This window comes from Mycolicibacter sinensis (assembly GCF_001667375.1).
GTDB classification, from domain to species: Bacteria; Actinomycetota; Actinomycetes; order Mycobacteriales; family Mycobacteriaceae; genus Mycobacterium; species Mycobacterium sinense_A.
In genome coordinates this window covers 60,993-85,896 of sequence record NZ_LZIN01000053.1, presented here as the reverse complement: position 1 = coordinate 85,896, position 24,904 = coordinate 60,993, and the positions used below count along the sequence as shown (strand labels likewise).

Sequence of the window (24,904 nt, the reverse complement as noted above, 5' to 3'; positions counted from 1 at the left end):
GCTCGTTACCGTGGACCGGTGACATCGAACCGGGAGATCGACGCCGATTTTCTGGCCCTGCCCCGCCACGAGCTGGCCGATGCCGCCCTGTCGGCGGCTCGAAGGGCCGGTGCCGAGCACGCCGACCTGCGGATTCACCGTATCGCCACCGAGATCGTCCGGCTGCGCGACGGCGAGCTGGAGACCGCCGTCGTCAACCGCGAGCTCGGGTTGGCGGTCCGGGTGATCGTCGACGGCACCTGGGGCTTCGCCTCGCATGCCGAGCTGGCCCCCGGCGTCGCCGCTGACACCGCATGCCGTGCCGTGCAGGTGGCCAGGACGCTGGCCGCCCTCAACGGCGAGCGTGTCGAGCTGGCCGCCGAGCCGGTGTACCGCGACGCCAGCTGGGTGTCGGACTATGCGATCGACCCGTTCGAGGTGCCGACCGCGGACAAGATCGACGTGCTGGAGGACTACTCGGGCCGACTGCTGGCTTCCGATGGGGTGAACCACGTGACGGCCGCGCTGACCGCGGTCAAGGAGCAGAGTTTCTACGCCGACACGTTCGGGTCGACGATCACCCAGCAGCGGGTGCGGGTGATGCCGGTCTGTGAGGCGGTCACCGTCGGGCCGGACGGTTTCGATTCCATGCGCACGCTGGCGCCGCCGACCGCGCGGGGCTGGGAGGCGGTGGCCGGCGACGAGGTGTGGGACTGGTCGGATGAGCTGGCGCAGCTGCCGGTGCTGCTGGCCGAGAAGATGAAAGCGTCCAGCGTGACGGCCGGGCCGACCGACCTGGTGATCGACCCGACCAACTTGTGGCTGACCATTCACGAATCGATCGGGCACGCAACCGAGTACGACCGGGCGATCGGGTATGAGGCGGCCTACGCCGGCACCTCGTTCGCCACCCCGGACAAGCTCGGCACGTTGCGCTACGGGTCGCCGGTGATGAACGTGACCGCCGACCGCACCGTGCCCTATGGTCTGGCCAGCATCGGCTACGACGACGAGGGTGTGGCCGCCCAGAGCTGGGATCTGGTGCGCGACGGGCGATTCGTGGGTTATCAGCTGGACCGGGTGTTCGCGCCGCGGCTTGGTCAGGCCAGATCCAACGGATGCTCCTATGCCGACTCTCCGCACCACGTCCCGATTCAGCGGATGGCCAACGTGTCGCTGCAGCCGGGAGACGAGGACCTGTCGACTGCTGATCTGATCGCCCGGGTCAACGACGGGGTCTACATCGTCGGAGATCGATCGTGGTCGATTGATATGCAGCGCTATAACTTTCAGTTCACCGGGCAACGGTTCTTCCGGATCCGCAATGGCCGGCTCGACGGGCAGCTGCGCGACGTCGCCTATCAGGCCACCACCACCGATTTCTGGAACGCGATGGAGGCTGTCGGCGGCGCCTCGACGTGGCGGCTGGGCGGGGCGTTCAACTGCGGCAAAGCCCAGCCCGGTCAGGTGGCCGCAGTCAGCCACGGCTGCCCGTCGGCACTGTTCCGGGGGATCAACGTGCTCAACACACGGGCCGAGGGGGGCAGGGGATGATTCCGGCGCAGCAGGTGATCGACCTTGCCCTGAAGGCCGCCGGCAGCGGTCGGCACGCCGGCACCGAAACCGAGACCATCGTGCTGGTCACCGACCGCGCCGAGGCTTCGCTGCGCTGGGCGGGCAACTCGATGACCACCAACGGGGTGTCCAACAGCCGGACCACCACGGTGGTCACGATCGCCCGCGACGACGAGGGGCCCCGGGCCGGATCGCTGTGCTCGGCGGAGGTGGATCCCGCGCTGATCCCCGAGCTGGTGGCGGCATCCGCGGAGGCCGCCGCGGGCGCGCCGGAAGCCCGCGACGCCGCAGAGCTGGTGGGTGGCACCGGCGTGCCGGACGATTGGGATGCCGAGGTGCCGGGAACCGGCGCCGAGGTCTTCGCCGGGCTGGCGGCGTCGTTGAGCCGGGGTTTTCGCGGTACCGACCAGTTGTACGGCTTCGCCCGGCATGAGATGGCGACGACGTTTTTGGCGTCCTCGACCGGGCTGCGGCGCCGCTTCACCCAACCCACCGGGACGGTGGAGATCAATGCCAAACGCGCTCGCGCCAGCGCCTGGGCCGGAGTGAGCACGCCGTATTTCGTTGATGTGCCGACCGATTCGCTGCTCGAGCAGCTGTCGACGAGGCTGGGGTGGGCGGCGCGCACCGTCGAACTGCCGGCCGGGCGGTACGAGACGTTGATGCCGCCGTCCACGGTGGCCGACATGATGATCTATCTGGGCTGGACGATGAGTGGCCGCGGCGCCCAGGAGGGCCGCACCGCGCTGTCGGCGCCGGGGGGCGGCACCCGAGTGGGGGAGCGACTCACCGATCTGCCGCTGACGCTGTACTCCGACCCGCACGCGTTCGAACTCGAGTGCGCGCCGTTCGTGGCGACCGGCACCTCGTCGGAGACGGCGTCGGTGTTCGACAACGGGCTGGACATCGGCTGCGTGGACTGGATCCGCGGCGGGGTGATCAACGCGCTGGCCTACCCGCGAGCGGCCGCCGCGGAATTCGGTGCCCCGGTCGCTCTACCCGCCGACAACCTGCTGATGACGGGCGGGTCGGCCAGCATGGACGAGATGATCGCCTCCACCGAGCGCGGTCTGCTGCTGACCACGCTGTGGTACATCCGCGAGGTCGACCCGACCACGCTGTTGCTGACCGGGCTGACCCGTGATGGCGTCTACCTGGTCGAGGACGGCCAGGTGAGCGCCGCGGTGAACAACTTCCGGTTCAACGAGAGCCCACTGGACCTGCTGCGCCGGGCCAGCCAGGCCGGAATCGCCGAGCCGACGCTGCCGCGGGAGTGGGGCGACTGGGCGACCCGGGCGGTGATGCCCTCGCTCCGCATCCCCGATTTCAACATGTCGTCGGTCAGTCAGGCGCAGTGAGTTCGTCGAACCGCGCGAGCGCGGCGTCGAGGCCTGACGCGTCGAACAGTTCAGAACGATTGACCAGGATGCCGTCGACGGTCAGTACGTTGATATCTCGCCACTCGGCATCGAATCCTCCTTGCGAAATGCCCTGCGCCACATGGGTGACAACCGCACCGGCATCGCTGAGCCGATGCACCGCTGCGATGTAGATCCTGGTGTCAGGCGAGTCATCCCAGGCGGCCTCGATGTACGGGATCATGTCACCGGAGGCGAAAGCAGCCCCGCGACGGTGGTCAATGCTCACCCAGTCCGGCGTTGTCGCGGCGAGATCGCGCCGATTGAACCCGTCATACCCGCCGGTGATCAGCGACCACGTCTGCGCGTGCGCGGCCGCTTCGCCGGCGAGGTAACGGGCATCGAGTTCGGCGAGGGCGGCTTCGATGTCGTCGGGGTCGAAGCTCACGGTGTGCTGCATAAGGCCGGCGGTGTCGACTTCCATGAGATGAAGCAGCTCGACGGCGATCGTTCCATTGGGATCACCCACGTCGCGATAACTGTCGCGGGTCAGCGAGAGCCGAGAGCCGCGGACGGCGATGGGCTCGATCTCCAACCGCCAGGTGCTCGGGACCGTCTTCAACGTGGCGTCGATGACCTTCCTCCGCTCAGGGCCGTCGAGGATGGATTGCAGGCCTTTGCGGCGGTCCTCGTAATGCCCATCGTCGTTGGCAAGCGCGAAGATCGCGTCCCCGTCGCGGCGGTTGAACGCTTCGGCAATGAGGACGCAGTTGCGGGTGGCTGCGTTCTCCAGCGCCGGCCTCGATCGACTGAGCTCATCGAACCGAGCGAGCGCGGCATCGACGTCCGTCTCGTCGAAGATCTCTACGCGGCAGAGCAACTCGCCGTCGACCGTGCCCAGGATGATTTCTCGCCATTGGGCCTCGAAGCCCTGTTGCGAGGTGCCATGCGCGGCTGCAGTGAGGACGATTCCGAGGCTGCTCAGCCGATGCACGACGGCGATGCAGACATTGAAGTCCCGGGTGTCCTCCCACAAGTCGTTCATGTAGGCGGCCATGTCGCCGGTCGCGAATGCTGCTCCGCGTCGGTGGTCGATGTTGACCCAGTCTGGTGTCAGCTCGGGTAGTTCATGTCTGTTGATCGCGGCGAAGGCTTCGGTGACGACCGACCAGGTGTGCGCGTAGGCCGCCGCTTCGCCGGCGACGTAACGGCTGTCGAGTTCCTCGAAGGCGGAGTCCATGTCATCGACATCGAACGCCAGTTGCGCTGTGATCCGATCGTTGGCGTCGACCTCGGCGAGGATGAGCATGTCGCTGCTGAACTGTCCGTATTGCAGATTTCGGTTCGGCGAGCAGACGTGAGTGAGGGCGAGACGCTCACCGCGGGTCGCGACGACGCTCAGCGGCATGGGCGCCGCGTCGGCCAGGGCGCGCAGGTTTTCGGTCACGGCATCGCGACCGCTCCAGAACCCGGAACTCGTCACGCGACGGCGATCGTCGACGACGGAATCTTCGGTCAGGGTTTCGGCCAGATCCGTCCAGGCGCCGGCTCGGAAATGCGCAAGGTTTCTGTCATGTACCCGGCTTGCGGTGTTCTCCAGCTGTTTTGGCTGCGGATGCAGCTCCGTGAATCGCGCGAGGGCGTCGTCGAGGTCGGCCTCGTCGAACAGTTCGCAGCGGGTGATCCGGTCGCCCTCGACAATAAGAACTTGAATCATGCGCCACTCGACCTCGGCGCCTTCGAGCGAGGTCCCGTGCGAGTAATGGGTGATGACCGCCCCCAAGTCGCTGAGTCGATGCACCGTTTCGATCTGAATCCTGAACTGCGGAGTGAGATCCCAGAAGGAGCGGAGGGCTGCGGCCAGGTCGCTGGACGCGAACGGCGAACCGCGACGGTGGTCGACGTTGACCCAGTCCACCGCGGGCAATTCATACCGATTGAATGAAGCACAGATGTCTGTGATCACCGACCAGGTGTGTGCGTGGGCGGCAGCTTCGCCGGCGAGGTAGCGGGCATCGAGTTCGGCGAACGCCACGTCGATCTCGTCGAGATCGAGCATGAGCGCCGACTCGATCCGCTGGTTGGCGTCGAGCTCTACGAGACCGAGCACGTCGGTGCGGAATGCCTCGGGCCGCTGGTCATGGCCCGAGAAACGGTAACGACTCAGCACGAGGCGTCCTCCGCGGGTGGCTATGGGCGTGGAGGTTACGTTCTGAACGCCGACATCCGCGGTCGCCCGCCAGTCGGCGATGACGACGTCTCTACCGCACCGGACGCCGACGCCCACCAGTCGACGACGATCGTCGGTGGACGAGTCGTCGGCCAATAACTCCGCCATTGCATCCCAGTCCCGGACCGCGAAACTCGCGCCGAAGCGCTCGGCCACGTGACTTGCCGTGTTGCCCAGCCGTTTCGGCGCTTGCAGCTCGTCGAAGCGGGCCAGGGCCGAGGCGAGGTCGGCCTCGTCGAAGAATTCACCGCGGCTGATCAGGTCGGCCTTGAAGGTCAGAAGGTGGATGTAGCGCCACTCCGCGGCGAATCCCTCTTGCGAGGTCCCGTGACCCTTGGCTGTGATGACCGTTCCGGACGCACTCAGCCGGTGGACCGACTCGATGTAAACCTTGACGTCCGGTGTGACGTTCCATGACGCTTGGATGTACGGAATCATCTCGCCGGCCGGAAATCCGAGCCCGCGACGGTGGTCGATGTTCACCCAATCTGGCGCCAACGGCGATATCTGGTGCTGGTTGAATGCCGTATAGGCCTGGGTGGTGAGGGACCATGTGCGCAAATAGGCGGCCGCCTCGCCGGCGAGGTAGCGCGCGTCAAGCTCTTCGATGGCGGCGGTGATGTCATCGGCATCGAAACTGACGCGGGCCACTCCCCGGCCGTCGGCGCCTACCTCGACCACATCGAGAAAATCGGTGTTGAATGCCTCGTAGCCCTCAGTCCGAGCACGACTCAGGACGAGGCGATCGCCGCGGGTCGCAATGGCTTCTGATGTGAAGGTCTTGACGAAATCGACGAGCCCCGAGTATTCGGCTATCACGGCATCCGGGCCCTGTCGGAGGCCGGCATTGACTGTCCGGCGGCGGTCCTCGGTCGAAACGTTGTCGGCCAACATGTCGGCTATGGCGCGCCAGTCGCGGGCCGCGAAGCACACCTTGAATCGCTCGTACAGTTGGCTGGCAGAATTTTCCGGTCGGCGTGCTGGCTGGCTGAGCTCATCGAACCTGGCGAGCGCGGCGTCGAGGTCTGCTTCGTCAAAGACTTCGACGCGGTTGAGCCGATCGCCGTCGACCGTTGACAGGTTGATCACGCGCCATTCCGCATCGAAGCCCTGTGGCGAGGTGATATGCGCTACCTGCGTTACGACTGCCCCGAGATTGGTGAGCCGATGCACGACCTCGCTGTAGATCCTGACAGCAGACGCGTCGTCCAGCGTGTTGTGAAGGTACTCGGTCATGTCGCCGGGCGCGATCCTGATCGCTTGCCGATGATCTATGTTCACCCAATCCGGCGCGAAATCGGGCATTTCCCGCCTGTTGGCTGCGGCGAATCCCGCTGCGATGACCGACCACGTGTGCACGTAAGCGGCGGCTTCGCCGGCGAGGTAGCGGGCGTCGAGTTCGGCCATGGCAGCGTCGAAGTCGTCGAGGTCGAACGCAACCCGCGCCACCAGTAGCCCGTCGGTGTCAATCTCGACTACCTCCAGGCCATCGATGTAGTAAGCCGCTTGTTCGTCGCTGGCCGTGTATCGGCTACGCGTAAGGATGAGGCGCCCGCCACGGGTGGCAAATATTTCTGACGCGAGCTTGTGATGCTGAGCGCCCGAAGTGGCGAGTGCCGACAGTTCGGCGATCGCCGCGGCGCGGCCGCGGCGGATGTCGGAGCCCACCAGACGGCGACGGTCATCGGTCGATACGCCGTCGGCCAGGATCGCTGCGACGGCCGCCCAGTTGCGGGCCGCGAAGTAGGCCCGGAATCGCTCATAGACTCGGCTTGCCGCGTTGTCGAGACGACGAGTCTGCGAGTCCAGTTCTTGGAACCGTGCGAGCGCGGCCTCGAGGTCGTTCTCGTCGAACATTTCGCACCGGTCGACCCTGTCGCCGTCGACCGTCGTCAAGGCGATCTCACGCCACTCGGCAGCACAGCCCTCGCGCGAAACGCCATGCGCTGTATAGGTGCAGACCGCTCCCAGTGCGCTCAGCCGGTGCACTACCTCGATGTAGATCCGCAGGTTCTGGTCGAGGTCCCACCCGGCGTGGGTGTATTCGGGCAACTCGCTGAGCGCGACACCTGCGATCGCCGACCACGAACGCGCATAGGCCGCCGCTTCCCCAGCGATGTAACGGGCGTCGAGTTCAGCCATGGCTGCATCGAAGTCGTCGATGTCGAACACTATGCGGGCCACGCCTAGGCCGTCGGCGCCTACCTCGACCACGTCGAGAAAATCGGTGATGAATGCCTCGTAGCCCTCAGTCCGAGCACGACTCAGGACGAGGCGATCGCCGCGGGTCGCAATGGCTTCTGATGTGAAGGTCTTGACGACCTCGACGATCGCCGAGACTTCGGCGAGCATGGCATCTGGGCCCTGTCTGAGTCCGGAATTGACTACCCGGCGACGGTCCTCGGTTGTGACATCGTCGGCCAGCATGTCGGCAATGGCGGGCCAGTCATGGGCGGAGAAGCTCACCTTGAATCGGTCATACAGTCGGCTGGCAGCGTTCTCGAGACGACGCGTCTGCGAGTCCAGTTCTTCGAACCTTGCGAGCGCTGTGTCGAGGTCTGCCTCGTCGAACATCTCGCAGCGGCTAACCATGTCCCCGTCAACCATCGTAATGGCGATCTCACGCCACTCTGCATCGAATCCTTCGCGCGAAACACCCTGCGCCGTATAGCTGCAGACCGCTCCGAGATCGCTCAGCCGGTGTACAACCTCGACGTAGATCCCGATAGTCTGATCGAGGTCCCACCCGGCACGGATGTACTCAGGCAACTCGCCGGGCGCGAACGCCGTCACCCGACGATGGTCAATCGTCACGCAATCGGGCGTCAACGCCGGAAACTCGTGCCGGCTGACTGATGCGTAGACTCCGGTGATCGCCAACCATGTGCGCGCGTGCGCCGCCGCTTCGCCGGCGACGTAGCGCGCGTCGAGCTCTGCGATGGCGGCGTCGAAGTCGTCGACGTCGAACACGACGGCCGCCGTAACCCGCCCTTCCGAGTCGATCTCGATGACATTGAGGGCATCGTTTTGAACCCCTCCAGGGTCGGGGCCGGACGCCCGGACGCGGGTGAGGACGAGGCGTTCGCCGCGGGTTGCCACGATGCCCAACAGGATCATCCCGAAGCCGACATCAGCAGTAGCCTGCAACTCCTTCATCTCGGCGTCGCGACCGCGCCGGATCCCGATATTCACCATCCGTCGGCGATCGTCGAGGACATAGTTGTCGGCTGCTGCTTGAGCGATGGCATCCCAGTCACGGGCCGCGAACTGCGGGTAAAAGCGTTCGATCATCAGCGCTGCCCTGTTCCAAGCGCGTGGCCCGGATGCGCGGTCGGCCTCGAATCGGGCATGCAGCGCATCGAGTTCGGCGATCGCGGCGTCCATGTCGTCGACGTCGAACCAGATCTGATGCGTGATCCGCCCCTGATCGTCGACGTCGTACAGCTGGAGGAGTTCGTCCCGCGGTGCCCCGGGACCCGTATCGGCAGTGCCTACGGTCACGCGAGCCAGAGCGAGGCGCTCGCCTCGCACGGCGACAACGATGGTGCTGGCCCGCATGGCCCCCGCCTCGAGGTCCTGCCGCGTCTGATGGATCACCTCGGCCGCTGAGAATTCCGTCGGTTTGAAGCCGACGACCTTCCGGCGGCTCTCGATGGAGCCCTGGGGTGCATACAGCTGCTCGAAGGCGTCCCAGTCCCCGCGATCGACAGCGGCCATGACGCGTTGACTCGCTCGGACAGCTGCGTTTTCCAGCTGCGCTTGCGCGCGTTCTCCCTCGAACCCGGCATGCAGCGCTTCGAGTTCGGTGATCGCCGGGTCCATGTCCTCGAGGTCGAACCACACCTGCAACGTGACCCGGCCGGCCTTGTCGATGCCATAAAGGATGAGGAACTCATCCTGTGGTGACCCAGGGCCCACGTCGGCAGTTCCTATCGTCAATCGGGCGAGCGCCGCACGCTCACCTCGAATGGCAAGAACCACTTGGCTGACCCGCATGGGGACGGATTCGAGAATTCGCCGGATCACATGCGGCGACTCACCCGCCGGAACGTCGATCGGTCCAAAGCCGACGATCTTCCGGCGGCTCTCAAAGGTGCCGTCTGGCGCGAACAGCTGCTCCACTTCGTCCCAGGCCTCACGATTAATAACGGCGATAACGTGTTCTCCTGCTCGCACGCATGCGTTGTCCAGCCCGGCGGCCGGCGCATCCGCTGGGGGCGGTTCGGCAGGAGTGACCTGCTCGCCAAGAACCAGCCGCGCCATGTCGGCAAGTGCGCCAGCGCCTTTCCGCTCATACAGGCCCAAAGACTGCTCGGCGGCGGCGCGCGCCCCGGCGGCGTCGCCGGCGGCACTCAACACCGTTGCCAGCGCCAGACACGCGTCGCCGTGATCGACCAAGAGGTCGGTGCGCTCGGCCAGGCCGACCGCGGCCTGAGCCATCCGCCGGGCCTCGTCGTGCTCGCCGCGACGAGCCAACAGCAGTGCCCGAAGCGTGCGCCAGGAGATCGACGCCTTCAGCGCGTGGCCGGCGAGTCGCTCACTTTCCGAGCACAACTCCGCAGCCTCGGCGTCCCGGTCGAGCGCAAGACACGCCCGGCCCAGCATCGCGGCGGTCTCGGCGGTGTCGGCGTCCAGGCCCATCCGGCGAAAACCGTGGTAGGCCTTACGTAAATGCGGCTCCGCAGCGCCCGGATCGTCGGCCACCAGCTCGACCATCCCGGCGAACTGCTCAACCTCGAGCAGCGCGTGGCGCAGGCCGAGTTCGGTGATGGTGCGACGGGCCGAGTCGATCATCCGTCGGGCCGCCTCGGTACGGCCGCGAAATGCCTCCAGTAGGGCCTGGCACCGTGTCGATGTCGCCTCGACCGCAGGCGAATCCGTCGTGATGCGTAGCAGCCGCACCACGTCCAGGCAGCGTCCGCCCGCTCGCGGAACCGGGTTGGGGCCCCACAACGCGGCCAGTGGCGCGTTGGCCAGCACGGCGTTGACCCGTCGGTGCTCACCTGCGCGTCGAGCGGCTGTGAGAGCGTCGTCCAAGGCATCTTCGCAGTCGCCTATCCGCCCGAGGCGGGCAAGACACCCGGCACGCACGGTGTGCGCCTTGGCCTCTCCCGACGCATCGGCGATTTCGGCAAGTCTGCGGGCGGCCTGCCCAACGGCGACCTCGACGTCGTCCAACCGTTCGGGGTGAATCAGCATCGACAGCTGGCCGTCGAAGCAGGTGGCCCATGCCGCCAGTCGGTCCGAATCGATTGTTGCCGCTTGTAATTGCGCGACCGCTCCGGCAGCCGAAGTCACATCGCCGGCGGCCAACAGTGCCTCGCAACGGGCGATCAGTAGCTCAGCAACCTGCTCGTCGCGGTCGGGCAACTCCTCGTCGAGCTCGTCCAAGGCGTGCAGCGCGTGGTCGTACAGATCGGCGGCACCCTCGTAGGCGAGGCGGGCCATCGCCTGGTCCGCGGCACGCCGGCAGTATTCAACAGCCTTGGCAGCGTTGCCCGCCCAAGCGCACTCGAAGTAGTGATACGCCAGATCGGCGAGCAATTCGTCGTCTGCGCCGAGCTCGCCCTCCAGTGTTGTGGCGATACGCTGGTGCAAGCGCATGCGACGCACCGACGGCAGTTCGGCCAGCAGCGACTGACGGACGATCGCGTGGTTGAAGCGGTAGCGCCCCCCGGACTCTTCGATGAGGATGCCGGCTTTTCCTGCCTGGTCGAACGCGTCGACGAGGTCTTGATCCACCACCCGCTCGACGAGTTCCAGAGCGAAGCGGCTGCCCACCACCGCGGCCGCGGCGAGGGCCTTGTTCGTCTCCGCCGGAAGCCGAGAAAGCCGGCGGCTCACGGCTTCGCGAACACCCTGCGGCAGGGTGCTCGGATCCCACACGCCGCCGCTTTCGGCGACATGGCGCAGTGCCTCGATCAGGAAGAACGGATTGCCGCCGGTGACCGACGCCAACGCGTGGGCGAGCTCTTCGTCATCGTGCCCGGCCTCGGTGACATAGGCGGTCACGTCATCCTCGTCGAGGCCACTCAACTGAAGGCGGTCGGCGGTGCCGTCCCGGTGGAGGTCGGCGAGCATCGCGGCCAGTGGGTGGGAGCGGTCGAGGTCGGTGCTGCGGTATGTCGCGACCACCTGTAGGCGGGTGTGGTCACCGAAGCGCAGCAGATGCCGCAGCAGCAACAATGTGGGTTTGGCCGCCCAGTGCAGGTCATCGAGAATCAGGACGACCGGTGCACTCGCAGAGGCCAGTTCCAACAGTCCGACGGCGGCGTCGAACAGTGCGTAGCGTTCGGTGTCGGGGTCTGCCCGCGGTGGCGTCACCAGATCGGGTAGCAAATCTGCCAGCCCGGGGACCAGGGAAAGCAGTGCTTCGAGACCCCGCAGCCCCCGCAGTCGCTTGGGTTCGATGCATGGCACAAGCGAGCGCAGGGCTTCGGCGAACGGCTGATAGGGCGCACCGAGGTCCTCGTCGGATCGGCCGTACAACACGACGGCGCCGTACTCGTAGGCCTGTCGAGACCATTCACCTGCCAGACGCGTCTTTCCGATACCCGGTTCACCGGCGATCAGCACTGCGTGAATGCCATCGGTGAGCGTGGTCTGCCACGCCGATGCGAGTCGCTCCAGCTCGCGGCTGCGTCCCACGAACGGCCCGGGGCCGGTCAATATCGGGGGAAGGTCGGGCCGCTGCAGCGCAGCAACGCTCGTGTCCTCGGGGCGCACGGCGGCCTCCAGCCGGAGCTCGAAGACGTGTTCCGGGCGCGGCAGGTTACGGAGCTGACGCATCCCGAGGTCGGCGAGCATGACGTCGTCAGGGAGTGCGTCGATGACCAGTTCGGCGGTCGCGCCGGAGCACAGGATCTGGCCGCCGATGGCCAGCGACCGCAGCCGAGCGGCGCGGTTGACCGCGCGACCGAAGTAGTCGCCGTCGCGCAGCTCGACTTCACCGGTGTGCAGGGCAACCCGGATACGGATGGGTTCTCGCAGGGCCCAGGGCTCGTGGTGGATCGCCTCTTGCAGCTCCAAGGCGGCAGCCGCCGCCGCAGACGGCCGATCGAACACCGAGAACGTGGCATCCCCCTCGCCGCGGGTCTTGATCAGCCGTCCGCCGCGGGACGTGACGACCTGTTCGGCGAGCTCGTCGTGGCGGGCCAACGCAACCGCCATGGCGTCGGCATCGGCCTCCCACGCCGCGGTCGAACCCTCGATGTCGGTGAGCAGGAAGGTCACGGCACGTGTCACCGATGGGGGGCGTTGCGTCGCAAGGTAATCCAGCGCGCTGTCCTGTGCGACGATCGCCGTCTCAAGCCGGCGCAGTTCCGGGCCGGGGTCGACCCCGAGCTCATCGGCGAGCAGCGAGCGTGCCCGCTGATAGGCACCCAGCGCCTCTCCCTGCCGGCCGGCGCGATAGAGGGCGAGGATCAGCTGGGCCCATCGCCTCTCTCGCAGCGGTGCGTCGCCCACCGCGGCCTCGAGCTCGCCGATGAGTTCGGCGGCCCGGCCTGTCGCGAGCAGCGCATCGGCACGGTCCTCGACCATCGCGGCGTGCCCTTCGAGCCAGCGGGTCTTCTCGGAGAGTCCTCGGCGCGAATCGGGCAGCTCAGGAGTTCCGCGCCAGAGCGCCAACGCCTCGTCGAAGCTGGCCATCGCCTGGGAGGTGTCGCCGCGGGCCACGGCATCCCGGCCCGCCTTGGTGGCGAGTTTGTAACGCGATGCATCGACCGTGGTCGTGCTGAGGATCCAGCCCATTCCCTCCGTGATGACGAAACCGTCACCCAGCGCCCGGCGCAGTGCGGAAATGTGGGTCTGCAGGGCCTTGACGGCGGTGCGCGGCGCATCGTCGCCCCACAGGAGATCGATCAGACTCTCGGACGACACGACGGAGCCGCCGTGCAGGCCGAGCATCGTGAGGATCGCACGCGGTTTGGCGCCCGGGATTGTCACCGGGGCGCCGTCCCGCCGGGCCTGGAGAGGTCCCAAAACCCCCAGCTCCACGGCTTGAATGGTAGTCACGTGACCAATGGTCGGTGGGGCGATTCAACAGGCGGTCAAGGTCGGGTAAAGACGGTTCTCGGGTTCACCCCCGAGTATCAGAACGATGCCGACAGCACATTCGACCCCCCGGTCGGCGAACGTGTGGAGCAGCGGGCGTTTCAGGCGCCGTGACGGCGCGGGTTCAGACCAGCGCGGTGGCGTCGAAGATCCAGGACATGTCCTCGGTTGCGAGGTTCTCGAGGTAGTTGGGTGGTGCGAAAGCCAGCACACTGGAGTAGTCCCAATAGTCCTTCCACACCGTGATTTTCCCGTCGACAACTCGGTGCACGGTGGCGAACCTCAGGGTGCCCTGCTCGCCGGTGGGAAACACCCACGTCTCGGAGTGTTCGTACATGACGTCCGGGCCGTTGGACACCAGTTGGCCGCCGTGGTGCCGGTATTCGGCCAACCGGTCGAACAACAGCCGGAGCCGTTTGACGATGTCCTCGGGCCCGCGGGCCGCGGCTGCCGGCATCGGCATGTCCACGTAAAGGCAATCCGGTGCCAGGAAGGTCTTGAGCGCATCCCAGTCAAATCGGGCCAACGCGTGCCACATGCCCAAGACAACGTCGCCGGTTGCAGTGGTTGAATCCGTCGTGGAGGCGTCCATCATGATGGTCACTGAACCGGGTTGCGAAGCCGGTGTCAATCATCGAGGAGGGAGAGCGCAAATGAGCTCGCGCGTGGAGCAACTGGAATTTCAGGCTGAGGCCCGTCAGCTGCTGGAGTTGATGGTCCACTCGGTCTACTCCAACAAGGACGCATTCCTGCGGGAGCTGATCTCCAACGCCTCCGATGCGCTGGACAAGCTGCGGCTCGAGGCGTTCCGTAACAAGGACCTCGAGGTCGACACTTCCGATCTGCACATCGAGATCGAGGTCGACCCGGCGGCGCGCACCCTGACCGTGCGTGACAACGGGATCGGCATGTCGCGCGACGAGGTGGTGGACCTGATCGGCACGCTGGCCAAGTCCGGCACCGCCGAGCTGCGCCAGCAGCTCAGGGAAGCGCAGGACGCCAAAAACACAGCGACCTCCGAGGAGCTGATCGGCCAGTTCGGCATCGGGTTCTACTCGGTGTTCATGGTGGCCGACCGAGTCGAGATGCTCACCCACAAGGCCGGCCAGAGCGAAGCCATCCGGTGGGAATCCAGCGGCGACGGCACCTACACCATCGAGCCGGTGGAGGGCGCGCGGCAGGGGACCTCGATCACCTTGCACCTCAAGCCCGAAGACGCCGAAGACGAGCTGCACGACTACACCGCCGAGTGGACCATCCGGGGTTTGGTCAAGAAGTACTCCGACTTCATCGCCTGGCCGATCCGCATGCAGGTCGAGCGCCGGACCCCGCCCGCCGAGGAGGGCGGCGAAGAGACGGTCACGGTGGAGACCGAGACGCTGAACTCGATGCAGGCGCTCTGGGCGCGCCCCAAAGACGAGGTCTCGCAAGAGGAATACAACGAGTTCTACAAACACATCGCGCACGCCTGGGATGAGCCGCTCGAAGTCATCGCGATGAAGGCGGAGGGGACCTTCGAATACCAGGCGCTGCTGTTCATCCCGTCACACGCCCCGTTCGACCTGTTCAACCGGGATGCGCAGGTCGGGGTGCAGCTGTACGTCAAGCGGGTGTTCATCATGGGTGACTGCGACCAGTTGATGCCGGAGTACCTGCGCTTCATCAAGGGTGTCGTCGACGCGGCGGACATGTCGCTCAACGTCTCCCGCGAGATCTTGCAGCAAGACCGGCAGATCAACGCGATTCGCCGGCGGCTGACCAAGAAGGTGCTCTCGACCATCAAGGAGTTGCAGTCGCAGCGGCCGGAGGACTACCGCACGTTCTGGACCGAGTTCGGTCGCGTGGTCAAAGAAGGACTGCTTTCCGACTTCGACAATCAGGAGACGCTGCTTGCGATCAGCTCCTTCGCCTCGACGCACAGCGACTCCGAGCCGACCACGTTGGCCGAGTATGTCGAACGCATGAAGGACGGCCAGGAGCAGATCTTCTACGCCACCGGCGAGTCCCGTCAGCAACTGCTGAAATCACCGCACCTGGAGGCGTTCAAGGCCAAGGGCTACGAGGTGTTGCTGCTCACCGACCCGGTCGATGAGGTTTGGGTGAACACGGTTGCGGACTTCGCCGGGAAGCCCCTGCAGTCAACGGCCAAGGGCGAGGTGGATCTGGACTCTGAGGAGGACAAGACCGCCCATGAGGCCGAGCGCAAGGAGCAGGAGAAGGATTTCGCCGAGCTGATCGCCTGGCTTCAGCAGACTCTGTCCGACCACGTCAAAGAGGTGCGGCTGTCGACCCGGCTGACCGAATCTCCGGCCTGTCTGATCACCGACACCTTCGAGATGACGCCGGCGTTGGCGCGTATCTACCGCGCCAACGGTCAGGAGGTTCCGGTCGGCAAGCGCATCCTGGAACTGAACCCCGGCCACCCGCTGGTCACCGGCCTGCGCGAGGCGCACAACGAGCGGGGCGACGACTCCGAGTTGGGCGAGACCGCGGAATTGCTTTATGGCACAGCGTTACTGGCCGAGGGCGGCTCGCTGGAGGATCCGGCGCGGTTCGCCGAGCTGCTGGCGCAGCGGCTGGCCCGCACGGTCTGAGCCCGCTGCCGCCTCAAGGCACCAGCACCACCTTGCCGATGTTTTCGCGCGCAGCCAGGATGCGGTGTGCTTCCGGGGCGTCGGCGAACGGCACCGCCGCATGAACGAGCGGTGCCGCGGTTCCGTTGGCCAGCGACTCGGACAGCGGAGTGATCCAGGGTTCGAGCGTGCCGCGATCGTCCCACAGCCGCAACATGTTCAGGCCGATGACGGTCTTGGACTGTTCCATCTGTGTGAGCAGATTGAAGCCGCGCAGCATCGGCAGCGCCTGCGGAGCCGCGCGGCGCAGTGAGCGCTTCTCGCCCTGTTGCAGCGACGAAAGACCGTAGGCCACCAGCCGTCCGCCGGGACGCAGCAGCGCGAAGGATCGCCGCACGGATGTGCCGCCGAGCGCGTCGAGCACGAGGTCGTAGGGCTGCAGCCCGCTCCACCAGCCCTTGCGGCGGTAGTCGATAGCCTGGTCGATGCCCAGCGCGGCGAGCCGGTCGTGCTTGCCCGGTGACGCGGTGCCGTGCACGATCGCCCCGGCGGCCTTGGCCAGTTGGATCGCCGCGATGCCGACACCGCCGGCCGCGGCGTGCACCAGCACCCGCTCGCCGGCTTGCAGCGACCCGTAGCCGTGCAGCGCCGCCCACGCGGTCGCATAGTTGACCGGGATCGCGGCGCCCTGCTCGAAGCTCATCGCTTCGGGAAGCGCCACCGTGTCGGCGGCGTTGGTGTTGACGATCTCGGCGTAGCCGCCGAACCGGGTGCCGGCCAGCACCCGCTCGCCGACGCGGGCAGCATCGACACCCTCACCGACGGCCGTAATGGTCCCGGCAACCTCGTAGCCGACCACGGCGGGCAGCTTGGGTGCTTCGGGATACAGCCCGACGCGGGCGAGGTGGTCGGCGAAGTTGACCCCCGCCGCGTGTACCGCAATCTGCACCTGGCCGCTGCCAGGCGGTGGCGGGTCGGGGCGATCCTGCACCTGAAGCACCGAGGGCGGCCCGTGTTTGGTGATGACGACGACGCGCATGGCTTTCACCCTATTGCTGTTCAGTCCATAATCCTTGACATGGACGTCCTGGATGAACTGAACCGATTGGTGGCCGTGTCGGGCGGGGTGGCGGCCGACGCAGATCCCGCGGTGGACGAGTTCGCCGAACAATTCCGTGTCGACGTCTCGATGATCACCGACGAGCAGCGCGCCCGGCTGCGGGAGGTGCTGGGCGACGGCACCTTTGATGCCGTGGTGCGGATATTTGTCGCCGACTTCGCGCCGCGGGTGCGCGCCGGACTGGAGGCGCTGGGTGTGCCGGTGTCCTGGCCGGAGCCGGTTGCCTCGGATCGCTCGGTCCAGCCGGCCGATGCGCTGTTCAACGGGTTCATGCCCGCGGTCGCACGGCTGCGATCCCTGGACGCGGTGACGTCTGAGGTGGTGCGGTTGCGCGGTGCGGCCCAGCACAATTGCCGGCTGTGCAAGTCGCTGCGGGAGACCACCGCCCTGGACGCCGGCGGCTCGGAGTCGCTCTATGAGGAGATCGAGCGGTTCGAGGATTCCCGGGTGCTGAGCGAGCCGCAGAAGGCGGCGCTGCGCTACGTCGACGCACTGATCTGGACGCCGGCGCACATCGACGCCGAGGTGGCCGCCGGGGTACGCCGGCACTTCACCGACGAGCAGGCCGTCGAGCTGACCTTGGACGTGATGCGCAACGCCGGCAACAAGATCGCGGTCTCGCTGGGGGCCGACGCACCGCGGGTCGCCGAGGGCACCGAGCGCTACCTGCTCGACGCCGACGGGCAGACGGTGTTCAGCTGACGTCAGTCGCCGTGGCGGCTCAGAAAACCCAAAATGGCGTCGGCGAAGATGTCGTTGCGGTCACCGGCGACCATGTGACCGGCGCCGGCGACGTCAATGAACTGCACCTGCGGGAATCGGGCCACGAACGCCTCGGCGCTGCCCTCGCTGACCAGGTCGCTGAGTTGGCCGCGCACCAGCAGCATCGGTACGCCGCCGTTGAGGATGGTCTGCACCGCGGTATTGAGCCGGTCGACGTCGTGGATCTCCAGGGGTCCCTGGTGCTCGGGGCCGCTGATGAATTGCGGATCCCAATGCCAGTACCAGCGATCGCCGCGGCGACGCAGGTTGGCGGTGAGGCCGGTGAGGTCGGTGGGGCGGGGCCGGTGCGGGTTGTAGGCGGCGATCGCGTCGGCGACCTCATCGAGGGAGTCGAAGCCGGACTCCATGTTCTCGGCCATGAACGCCTGCACCCGTTCCGCGCCGGATGAGTCCATGTTGGGCACGATGTCGACCAGCACCACCGCGCTGGCCGCACCGGGAGCCAGCTCGCCGCAGAGCAGCATCGCGGCGCACCCACCCAGTGAGGCGCCCACCAACACCGGATCCGGCGGCAGGGTCCGCAGCACCTCATGGACGTCGGTGGCGAAGCTGACCAACCGATAGTCGCCCTCGGCCGCCCAGTCCGATTCGCCATGCCCGCGCAGGTCGACGGTGACGGCCTGCCAGCCGCGCTCGGCCACCGCCGCGGCGGCCCTGCCCCAGGAACGACGGGTCTGCCCGCCGCCGTGCAGGAACACCACGGCGCGGGCGTCGGGGTCACCGTGGCGGTCGGCGATGATGCGCACATCGCCCGGCGCGTGGGTGACGAACGTTTCCGCGGTCATCCTGGGATCGTAAGCGGGTGCCGCCAGGCGGCGATCAGCTGCCCAAAAAAACCCTAGTGACCTGCGGCTCGACGGGGCTACCATGGGGTATTCCTCAGCTCGGGAGGGCGCCATGGCCCGCTTCCTCGCACTCGCCTACGGGGTGCTCAACTATCTGGCTTTCCTGGTCGTCTTCCTCTACGCCATCGGCTTCGTCGGCGACCTCATCGTGCCGCGCAGCGTCGACCGCGGCCCGCAGGCGCCGGTGGGCGAAGCGATCGTGATCGACGTGGTGTTGCTGGGCGTGTTCGCCGCGCAGCACAGCGTGATGGCGCGCCCGGCGTTCAAGCGGTGGTGGACCCGCGTGGTGCCGCAGGTTATCGAGCGCAGCACCTACGTTCTGGCATCGAATCTGGTTCTGGCCCTGTTGTTTTGGCAGTGGCGCCCGATCCCGGCAGTCATCTGGGACGTGACGACGCCGGCAGCGCGCATCGGGATTCACGTCCTGTTCTGGCTCGGCTGGGCCATCGCGCTGACGTCGACGTTCCTGATCAGCCACTTCGATCTGCTCGGATTGCGCCAGGTGTACGCAGCCTGGCGGGAGAAGCCGTACAAACTGGTCGGGTTCCGTGCTCCGGCGTTGTACCGGGTGGTGCGGCACCCGCTGATGTTCGGTTTCGTGATCGCGTTCTGGGCGACGCCCACCATGACCGCCGGCCACCTGCTGTTCGCCGCGGCGAGCACCGGCTACATCCTCATCGCGTTGCAGCTCGAGGAGCGCGACCTGATCGGGATGCTCGGCGACGAATATCAGCAGTACCGCACCGAGGTGCCGATGCTCGTGCCCGTGCGGTGGCGCGGCGAGTTCAGGCGAACGGTTGCAGGGCGAACCGGCCCCAGGCCAGGAACGCGAACAGGGCGATGAAGACGACGTCGCCGGCCAGGTAGCCCCACTCGCTGCGGCGCAACCTGGTTGTGGCGGCCCCGGCCATGAACAGCATCAGGCCGCACGCGGCGATCGGCACCAGCCGTGGTGCCACACCGACGGCCGCGGGAAGCACCAGGCCGATCGCCCCGACCAGCTTGATGGTCCCGATGGCCTTGAGCTGGCCGCCGCCGAAGTCGTCGACCCAGTGCTGGTTGCTGCCCAACGCCCGGTACTTCTCCTTCGGCAGCAGTAGCAGGGTGGCGCCGCCGGCGACAAACCCGGCGGCGACGACGCCGGCGATGATCCACAGCGCGGTGTTCATGGTGTACTCCTTCGTGGTTACCTCGGTCGGGTGGGGCTCGTCATCACCTATGACGGACCAGGACCACGAGAGGTAACCCATGACCACCGAATCGCAGCTGGCGGAAGCTTTCGAACAGCAGCGTCAGCGCCTGCTGGCGTTGGCGCATCGCGTGCTGGGCTCGCGATCGGACGCCGAAGATGCCGTCCAGGAGGCGTGGTTGCGGCTGTCCCGCCACGGCGCCGACGCGATCGACAATCTGCCCGGGTGGTTGACGACCGTGATCAGCCGCATCTGCATCGACACCCTGCGCTCGCGCGCCGCGCGGCCCGAGGTCCCGATCGATCAAAATCTCCCCGAACTCATCGTGACCGATGACCGTGACATTCCCGAAGATGCTGCGGTGCTGTCGGATTCGGTGGGACTGGCACTGCTGGTGGTGCTGGGGTCGTTGCGTCCCGATGAACGGCTTGCGTTCGTGCTCCACGACATGTTCGCGGTCCCGTTCGCCGAGATCGGGCCGATCGTCGGCAAATCGGCCGACGCCGCCAAAATGCTGGCCAGCCGGGCGCGCCGCAAAGTTCAGGACGTGCCCAGGCCGGCGGGAAATCGCCATGAGCAGCGCGAGGTCGTCGATGCCTTCCTATCGGCCGCCCAGCTGGGCGACTTCGACGCGCTGCTGCGGGTGCTCGATCCCGACGTCACCTGGCGCCAGCACACGGCCCGCGGCGTCACCGTCACGACCGGATCCGGCAAGGTGGTGGAGGCGGTCCGCCGCGGGCAGGGGGCGCGGGTGCGCGCTCAGCGAGTCCTGGTCAACGGCGAACCCGGCATCCTCGGCTGGGGCCCATCCGGGCGGCCACTGAGCCTGATGGCGTGCACGGTGCGGAATGGTCGGCTAGTGGGCATCGTGTCGATCGCCGACCCGGTCCGTTTGGCCGGCCTCGCTCTGCCTAAGCCTTCCGAGCCGTAACCGCCGGGGCGCATCGAACACACCACCATGTCGTCGGGGAGCCGCGCGGGCGCTAGTGTCATGGTCGCCGGTAGGCGCCGGGGGCGGTAGCTCAGTCGGTTAGAGCCGCGGACTCATAATCCGTTGGTCGCGGGTTCGAGCCCCGCCCGCCCCACAAGTTCCTTTATGACGTCGGGTGATGCTTGACAGTTACTTCGGCTGATCCTTGACACTGCGCGGCGCCGCTCGATTCAATGCGGCCCGATGCCTCACCCGGCGCTGAGCGCGTTGAGCAGCGCATCCCACAGTTCGGTGGAGGTGAGTGTGGGAATGTCGTTGATCGTGGTCATTCCGTCGACGACCGTTGTGGCCGAGTCGATTTCGGCCGGTGTCAACCCGAGGTAAGCCTCGTGGAGTTCCAGCCCGAGCATGAGGTCCTGCCAACTCATGCCCAAGACGCCGGGTTCCGCGTAGGCGTCGCCGTGAATGTTGTACACGTCGGTCGGGTACAGGTCGTTGGGAACGACGCTGGTGTTGGCGCCGAGCATCACGAAACGCAGAGCGTCGCTGGGGACGCCGGCGTCGGCGAGTTGCTGTTCGGCGAGGGAAGCGACCAGGCTGCTTTGCGAGTAAGTGAAAATGGTCAGCGGGTCGCTACACCCACCGGAGGCGTCGCAGTCCATGTCGCCGGCGGCGTAGTCGGCAAGGACCGCGTCGACCAGGATGGTTTCACCCTGCGCAACGCTCTGGCCGAAATCGTTGGTTTCGGGAGTGGTCAGTGCCAGCGTCGAGGCGGTGGTGCCCTCATACCCATTCGGCTCGAGATACAGGTTGAGCGCATCGCTGATGTACGCGGCATTCGGCGTCGGGATGCCGGTCGGGCCCAGGATCAACGCGTAGGTTGATCCATAGAGAAAGTCATAGCTGTCGTCGGCGGCGTTGGCAGCAGCGGCCAACCCCAGCGCGGCGCCGCACAGCGCAGCGCCAACGATCACTTGCTTCATAGGTCCCCCTGGTTGCAAGTTCACAGATGAGGGCGCCGAGCTGCGCTGATCGGCAGATGATTTGCGTCGGCCGACCCCCGCGGGTAGATGACGAGCGCTGAGGCAGCGGTTGTCGACCGCGCAATTATTTCAGGTGGCGCCAATCTTGGTCGGCGGAATCGAAATATCGCCGTGCGACATTGATCACGTCAGGCCACTCGATGCCCACGGCCGATCGGCTGGTGCTCTTGGCTGAGCCCAGTGCCCGGCCGCTGCCGTCGAAGTCAACGGCAGCGGCCGAACAGCGGTCACACGTGCGCGAGTCCTGCTCTGCGGGCGCTCAACTCACGCCCCCGCATCACACGATCACACGTGGAAGAACGCACTGAACAGCGCTTGGAACAGCTCGGGGAAGCTGAGCTCTGGAATCTCGTTGAACGTGGTCAGCCCGACGCTGTCCGAGGTGGCCGAGGCAATCTGGTCCGCCGTCAAACCCATGTAGGCATTGTGGACCGCCAACCCGTACAGCACGTCCTGCCAGTTCGTGTTCCCGAGCAGCAAGTCGAGCCAACTCTTGGTCAACGAGTGCGTCGTGTAGATGTCGCCCTCGATGTTGAAGACTTCGGTCTCGTACATGCTGGTGGGCACGGCGCCGGGGGTGGCGCCGAGCATCACGAAACGCAACGCGTCGGTCGGGATGCCGGCTTTCACCAAGTCGTCTTGGGCGTAAGCGGCGATCAGGCTGCTCTGGGAGTAGGTGAAAATGGTCAGCGGATCGCTGCACACACCTGCGTCGTCGCAGCCCATCGTGCCGGCGTTGTACTCGGCCAGGATCGCGTCGATGAGGATCTTCTCGCCCTGCGGGACGCTGTCAAGGAACTCATAGGAGTTGGGGAGCGTCAGCGCGTGTGACGACGCAACGGTGCCCTCGTACCCCAGCGGCGCCAGGTACAGGTCGATCCCGTTGCTGATGTAGTTGGCGCTCGGTGTCGCGATTCCAGTCGGGCCCAGGACCAACGCGTCGGTTGAGCCGTACAGGAAGTCGTAGCTGGCCTGGGTGGTGGCGTCGGCGGCGGTGTCGGCGTTGGCGTGAGCTGCGCCGGCCAGTGCCAGCGCGGCTCCACACAGTGCGGCGCCGAAGATCACTTTCTTCATGATGTCCCCCTTGTTCGGAGAGGTCAGATGAGGTCGCCCCGCTGTTCTGCAGGGCGCGTGATTGCGTTGGCCGACACCTGTCGGGGTAGGTGTCGGTCGCGCTGGTTGGGCACCGGTTGCCTAAGTTGAATTATTACCGCTGGCGTCAATTCCGTCCAAGGATTCGAAATATTTCCTGAGCGACGTTGAGGGCGTCATCAGGTCTCTCGCGCTCGCTCCCGGCGGCCGTTGGGATCGCGTCATCACAGACCGCGCCATTGACAAATGGCGCAATCAATGATGTCCTCGCAGGCGTGATGGAGCCCGACGGACCGGACCTGCCGGCCGTACCGACCCGCGCTTCGTTGCGTGCGGTGCTGTCAGCCACCACCGCCCGCTGGACCCTGGGATGTCTCACCAGCGCGATTCCGATGAATCGGCCGGGTGTGAGGTTCGGACGCGGGTTGATCGCCACCATCATGGCCACGTTCGGGTCGATGCCCGGCGGCACCCGGATCGAACCGGTGACCGGCCCGGGTGTGCGGGGTGAGTGGGTGCTCGGGCCGGGCGTCGAGTTCGGCAAGCGGGCCGGCTACTACGTGCACGGCAGCGCCTACGTGATCTGCTCGGCGCGCACCCACCGCAAGCTGGTCGCGAGGCTCTCGCAGGCCACCGGTCTGCCGATGTTCGTGGTGGACTACCGGCTGGCGCCCGAGCATCGGTTCCCGGCCGCCGCTGACGACGTCGAAGCCGGCTACCGGTGGTTGTTGGGCCAGGGCTATGCGGCATCGGACATCGTGATCGGTGCGGACTCCGCGGGCGGGCACCTGACCTGTGACCTGTTGCTCGCCCACGCCGACGACCCGGATCTCCGGCCGGCCGGTGTGGTGTTGTTCTCGCCGCTGATCGATCTCAGCCTGGATCTAGCCCTGCAGCAGGAAGCGGTGCGCCGTGACCCGGCGATGTCCGCGCGCGCGGCGCGCCGAATGGTGGGGCTTTACCTGCACGGACAGGACCCGGCCGACCCGCGCCTTCGCCTCGACTTCGGCAAAGCGGATCGGTTGCCGCCGATGCTCATTCAGGCCGGTGGGTTCGAGATGCTCAGCGCCGACGCGCGCTACCTGGATGCGGAACTGCGCCGGGCCGGCGCCACCAGCACCCTGGAGATCTGGCCGGGGATGGTGCACGTCTTCCAAGCCCTGCCGCGGCTGGCGCCGGAGGCGTCGTCAGCGCTGCGCCGGGCGGCGGCCTTCATCGCCGAGGTGTTCGGTGACACCCGATCTGACGAACTCGAAGAGGTGAGCTGATGTTTGGAATCGACACGGTGCTCAATGTCTTTCGCCGTGAGCAGCGCACGGTCAACGCCAAGGCGGTGGTCACCGGCGCCGGCAGCGGCATCGGACGTTCCTTCGCCCTGGAACTGGTGCGCCGCGGCGGCGACGTCATCTGCGCGGATATCGACGAAGCACGCGCGGCCGAGACGGTGGCGCTGATCGAGCAGCTGCCCACCGGCACCGGACACGCGGTGCAGTGCGACGTTTCGGACCGTGCCGCCGTCGAGCGGCTGGCCGAGCAGGCTCAGGAGATATTCGGCGGTGCGCCGACCCTGGTCATCAACAATGCCGGCGTCGGTATCGGGGGAAAGCCCGTGGGCGACATCGGCTTCGAGGACTGGGACTGGGCCCTTGGCATCAACCTGTGGGGCGTGGTCTACGGCTGCGAGGTCTTCACCCCGCTCCTGCGCGAGGCGGGGCGCGGCGGAATCATCAACGTGGCCTCGGCGGCCGGATTCGCCGCCGTCCCCTCGATGGCGGCATACAACGTGTCGAAAGCCGGGGTGATGTCGCTGTCGGAGACACTGGCCGCCGAACTCGACGGCACCGACATCGCCGTCACCGTGCTTTGCCCGACCTTTGTCAAGACCAACGTCTTCACCGACGGCCGGATCACTCCCGGTTCGATGAGCCTGAGTCAGCAGCTGGCCCGCTGGACCGGATTGTCCGCCGACAGTGTCGCGGCACGCACGCTGGACGCGCACGACGGCGGCCGGCTGTATGTGGTGCCGCAGATCGACGCCACCGTCATCTGGCACCTGAAGCGACATTTCCCCGCGCTGTACGCCCGTGGCGCCGGCCTGCTCGGCCGCGTGCTACCCAAAAACTGACCCGT

Annotated in this window: 15 protein-coding genes and 1 tRNA gene; 9 read left to right on the top strand and 7 right to left on the bottom strand. The window is 66.6% G+C overall.

The window, feature by feature from the left end:
- Window positions 1–18: 18 nt before the first annotated feature.
- Together A5771_RS10890 and A5771_RS10885 are read left to right on the top strand one after the other, a co-directional pair.
- A complete protein-coding gene (locus A5771_RS10890) occupies window positions 19–1,533 on the top strand; it encodes a TldD/PmbA family protein (protein WP_064855222.1) in 1,515 nt (504 codons plus the stop codon).
- Window positions 1,530–2,912: a metallopeptidase TldD-related protein gene (locus A5771_RS10885; RefSeq protein ID WP_064855221.1), complete on the top strand. Its 1,383-nt coding sequence runs from the start codon at window positions 1,530–1,532 to the stop codon at window positions 2,910–2,912. Before A5771_RS10890 ends, A5771_RS10885 begins: the two co-directional genes overlap by 4 nt.
- Here A5771_RS10885 and A5771_RS10880 read toward each other — a convergent pair.
- Both A5771_RS10880 and A5771_RS10875 read right to left on the bottom strand, forming a co-directional pair.
- Window positions 2,896–13,140 (bottom strand): BTAD domain-containing putative transcriptional regulator, encoded by a 10,245-nt coding sequence (locus tag A5771_RS10880; protein WP_082947182.1) that lies wholly within the window; start codon window positions 13,138–13,140, stop codon window positions 2,896–2,898. The two genes, A5771_RS10885 and A5771_RS10880, sit on opposite strands and share 17 nt — an antisense overlap.
- A 181-nt stretch (window positions 13,141–13,321) precedes the next feature.
- The gene (locus A5771_RS10875) at window positions 13,322–13,792 is read right to left on the bottom strand and encodes a nuclear transport factor 2 family protein (protein ID WP_234783025.1); all 471 of its coding nucleotides are present in this window, start codon (window positions 13,790–13,792) and stop codon (window positions 13,322–13,324) included.
- A gap of 58 nt (window positions 13,793–13,850) precedes the next feature.
- Here A5771_RS10875 and htpG point away from each other — a divergent pair, with 58 nt between their 5' ends.
- Window positions 13,851–15,791, top strand: coding sequence for a molecular chaperone HtpG (htpG, locus tag A5771_RS10870; protein ID WP_064855220.1), 1,941 nt, complete (start codon window positions 13,851–13,853; stop codon window positions 15,789–15,791).
- Between the two features lie 13 nt (window positions 15,792–15,804).
- On the opposite strand, the gene A5771_RS10865 is transcribed toward htpG, so the two are convergent.
- A complete protein-coding gene (locus tag A5771_RS10865; protein ID WP_064855219.1) occupies window positions 15,805–16,809 on the bottom strand; it encodes a zinc-binding dehydrogenase in 1,005 nt (334 codons plus the stop codon).
- Window positions 16,810–16,848: 39 nt separating this feature from the next.
- On the opposite strand from A5771_RS10865, the gene A5771_RS10860 reads away from it, so the two are divergent.
- The gene (locus A5771_RS10860; protein WP_082947181.1) at window positions 16,849–17,592 is read left to right on the top strand and encodes a carboxymuconolactone decarboxylase family protein; all 744 of its coding nucleotides are present in this window, start codon (window positions 16,849–16,851) and stop codon (window positions 17,590–17,592) included.
- Window positions 17,593–17,594: 2 nt separating this feature from the next.
- Here A5771_RS10860 and A5771_RS10855 read toward each other — a convergent pair whose 3' ends face one another.
- The gene (locus A5771_RS10855; protein WP_064855218.1) at window positions 17,595–18,458 is read right to left on the bottom strand and encodes an alpha/beta fold hydrolase; all 864 of its coding nucleotides are present in this window, start codon (window positions 18,456–18,458) and stop codon (window positions 17,595–17,597) included.
- A gap of 112 nt (window positions 18,459–18,570) precedes the next feature.
- Between A5771_RS10855 and mddA the strand changes: the two genes are divergently transcribed.
- Complete coding sequence (gene mddA, locus A5771_RS10850) at window positions 18,571–19,362, top strand: methanethiol S-methyltransferase (protein ID WP_064855217.1); 792 nt, start codon at window positions 18,571–18,573, stop codon at window positions 19,360–19,362.
- On the opposite strand, the gene A5771_RS10845 is transcribed toward mddA, so the two are convergent.
- Window positions 19,304–19,687 carry a DoxX family protein gene (locus A5771_RS10845; RefSeq protein WP_064855254.1) on the bottom strand — a complete coding sequence of 128 codons (384 nt, stop codon included), beginning with the start codon at window positions 19,685–19,687 and terminating at the stop codon, window positions 19,304–19,306. The genes mddA and A5771_RS10845 overlap by 59 nt on opposite strands.
- 79 nt (window positions 19,688–19,766) lie before the next feature.
- Here A5771_RS10845 and A5771_RS10840 point away from each other — a divergent pair, with 79 nt between their 5' ends.
- Entirely contained in the window at window positions 19,767–20,639 is an 873-nt protein-coding gene (locus A5771_RS10840; protein ID WP_064855216.1) for a sigma-70 family RNA polymerase sigma factor, read from the top strand.
- An 80-nt stretch (window positions 20,640–20,719) separates the two neighbouring features.
- A tRNA-Ile gene (locus A5771_RS10835) sits at window positions 20,720–20,793 on the top strand.
- A gap of 94 nt (window positions 20,794–20,887) precedes the next feature.
- On the opposite strand, the gene A5771_RS10830 is transcribed toward A5771_RS10835, so the two are convergent.
- Together A5771_RS10830 and A5771_RS10825 are read right to left on the bottom strand one after the other, a co-directional pair.
- Window positions 20,888–21,622: a PE-PPE domain-containing protein gene (locus tag A5771_RS10830; protein ID WP_064855215.1), complete on the bottom strand. Its 735-nt coding sequence runs from the start codon at window positions 21,620–21,622 to the stop codon at window positions 20,888–20,890.
- Window positions 21,623–21,967: 345 nt separating this feature from the next.
- Entirely contained in the window at window positions 21,968–22,756 is a 789-nt protein-coding gene (locus A5771_RS10825) for a PE-PPE domain-containing protein (RefSeq protein WP_064855214.1), read from the bottom strand.
- Between the two features lie 296 nt (window positions 22,757–23,052).
- On the opposite strand from A5771_RS10825, the gene A5771_RS10820 reads away from it, so the two are divergent.
- Window positions 23,053–24,042: an alpha/beta hydrolase gene (locus A5771_RS10820; RefSeq protein ID WP_064855213.1), complete on the top strand. Its 990-nt coding sequence runs from the start codon at window positions 23,053–23,055 to the stop codon at window positions 24,040–24,042.
- On the top strand, window positions 24,042–24,899 hold the full coding sequence (locus A5771_RS10815) for an SDR family NAD(P)-dependent oxidoreductase (RefSeq protein WP_109401097.1): 858 nt from the start codon (window positions 24,042–24,044) through the stop codon (window positions 24,897–24,899). The genes A5771_RS10820 and A5771_RS10815 overlap by 1 nt, the downstream gene beginning before the upstream one ends.
- Window positions 24,900–24,904 lie beyond the last annotated feature (5 nt).

Coding starts and splice junctions, on each gene's coding strand:
- A5771_RS10875 (WP_234783025.1), bottom strand. CDS start 13,792: ATGATGGACGCCTCCACGACGGATTCAACCACTGCAACCGGCGACGTT.
- A5771_RS10815 (WP_109401097.1), top strand. CDS start 24,042: ATGTTTGGAATCGACACGGTGCTCAATGTCTTTCGCCGTGAGCAGCGC.
- A5771_RS10830 (WP_064855215.1), bottom strand. CDS start 21,622: ATGAAGCAAGTGATCGTTGGCGCTGCGCTGTGCGGCGCCGCGCTGGGG.
- A5771_RS10860 (WP_082947181.1), top strand. CDS start 16,849: ATGGACGTCCTGGATGAACTGAACCGATTGGTGGCCGTGTCGGGCGGG.
- A5771_RS10840 (WP_064855216.1), top strand. CDS start 19,767: ATGACCACCGAATCGCAGCTGGCGGAAGCTTTCGAACAGCAGCGTCAG.
- A5771_RS10865 (WP_064855219.1), bottom strand. CDS start 16,809: ATGCGCGTCGTCGTCATCACCAAACACGGGCCGCCCTCGGTGCTTCAG.
- mddA (WP_064855217.1), top strand. CDS start 18,571: ATGGCCCGCTTCCTCGCACTCGCCTACGGGGTGCTCAACTATCTGGCT.
- A5771_RS10845 (WP_064855254.1), bottom strand. CDS start 19,687: ATGAACACCGCGCTGTGGATCATCGCCGGCGTCGTCGCCGCCGGGTTT.
- A5771_RS10855 (WP_064855218.1), bottom strand. CDS start 18,458: ATGACCGCGGAAACGTTCGTCACCCACGCGCCGGGCGATGTGCGCATC.
- A5771_RS10820 (WP_064855213.1), top strand. CDS start 23,053: ATGGAGCCCGACGGACCGGACCTGCCGGCCGTACCGACCCGCGCTTCG.
- htpG (WP_064855220.1), top strand. CDS start 13,851: ATGAGCTCGCGCGTGGAGCAACTGGAATTTCAGGCTGAGGCCCGTCAG.
- A5771_RS10885 (WP_064855221.1), top strand. CDS start 1,530: ATGATTCCGGCGCAGCAGGTGATCGACCTTGCCCTGAAGGCCGCCGGC.
- A5771_RS10825 (WP_064855214.1), bottom strand. CDS start 22,756: ATGAAGAAAGTGATCTTCGGCGCCGCACTGTGTGGAGCCGCGCTGGCA.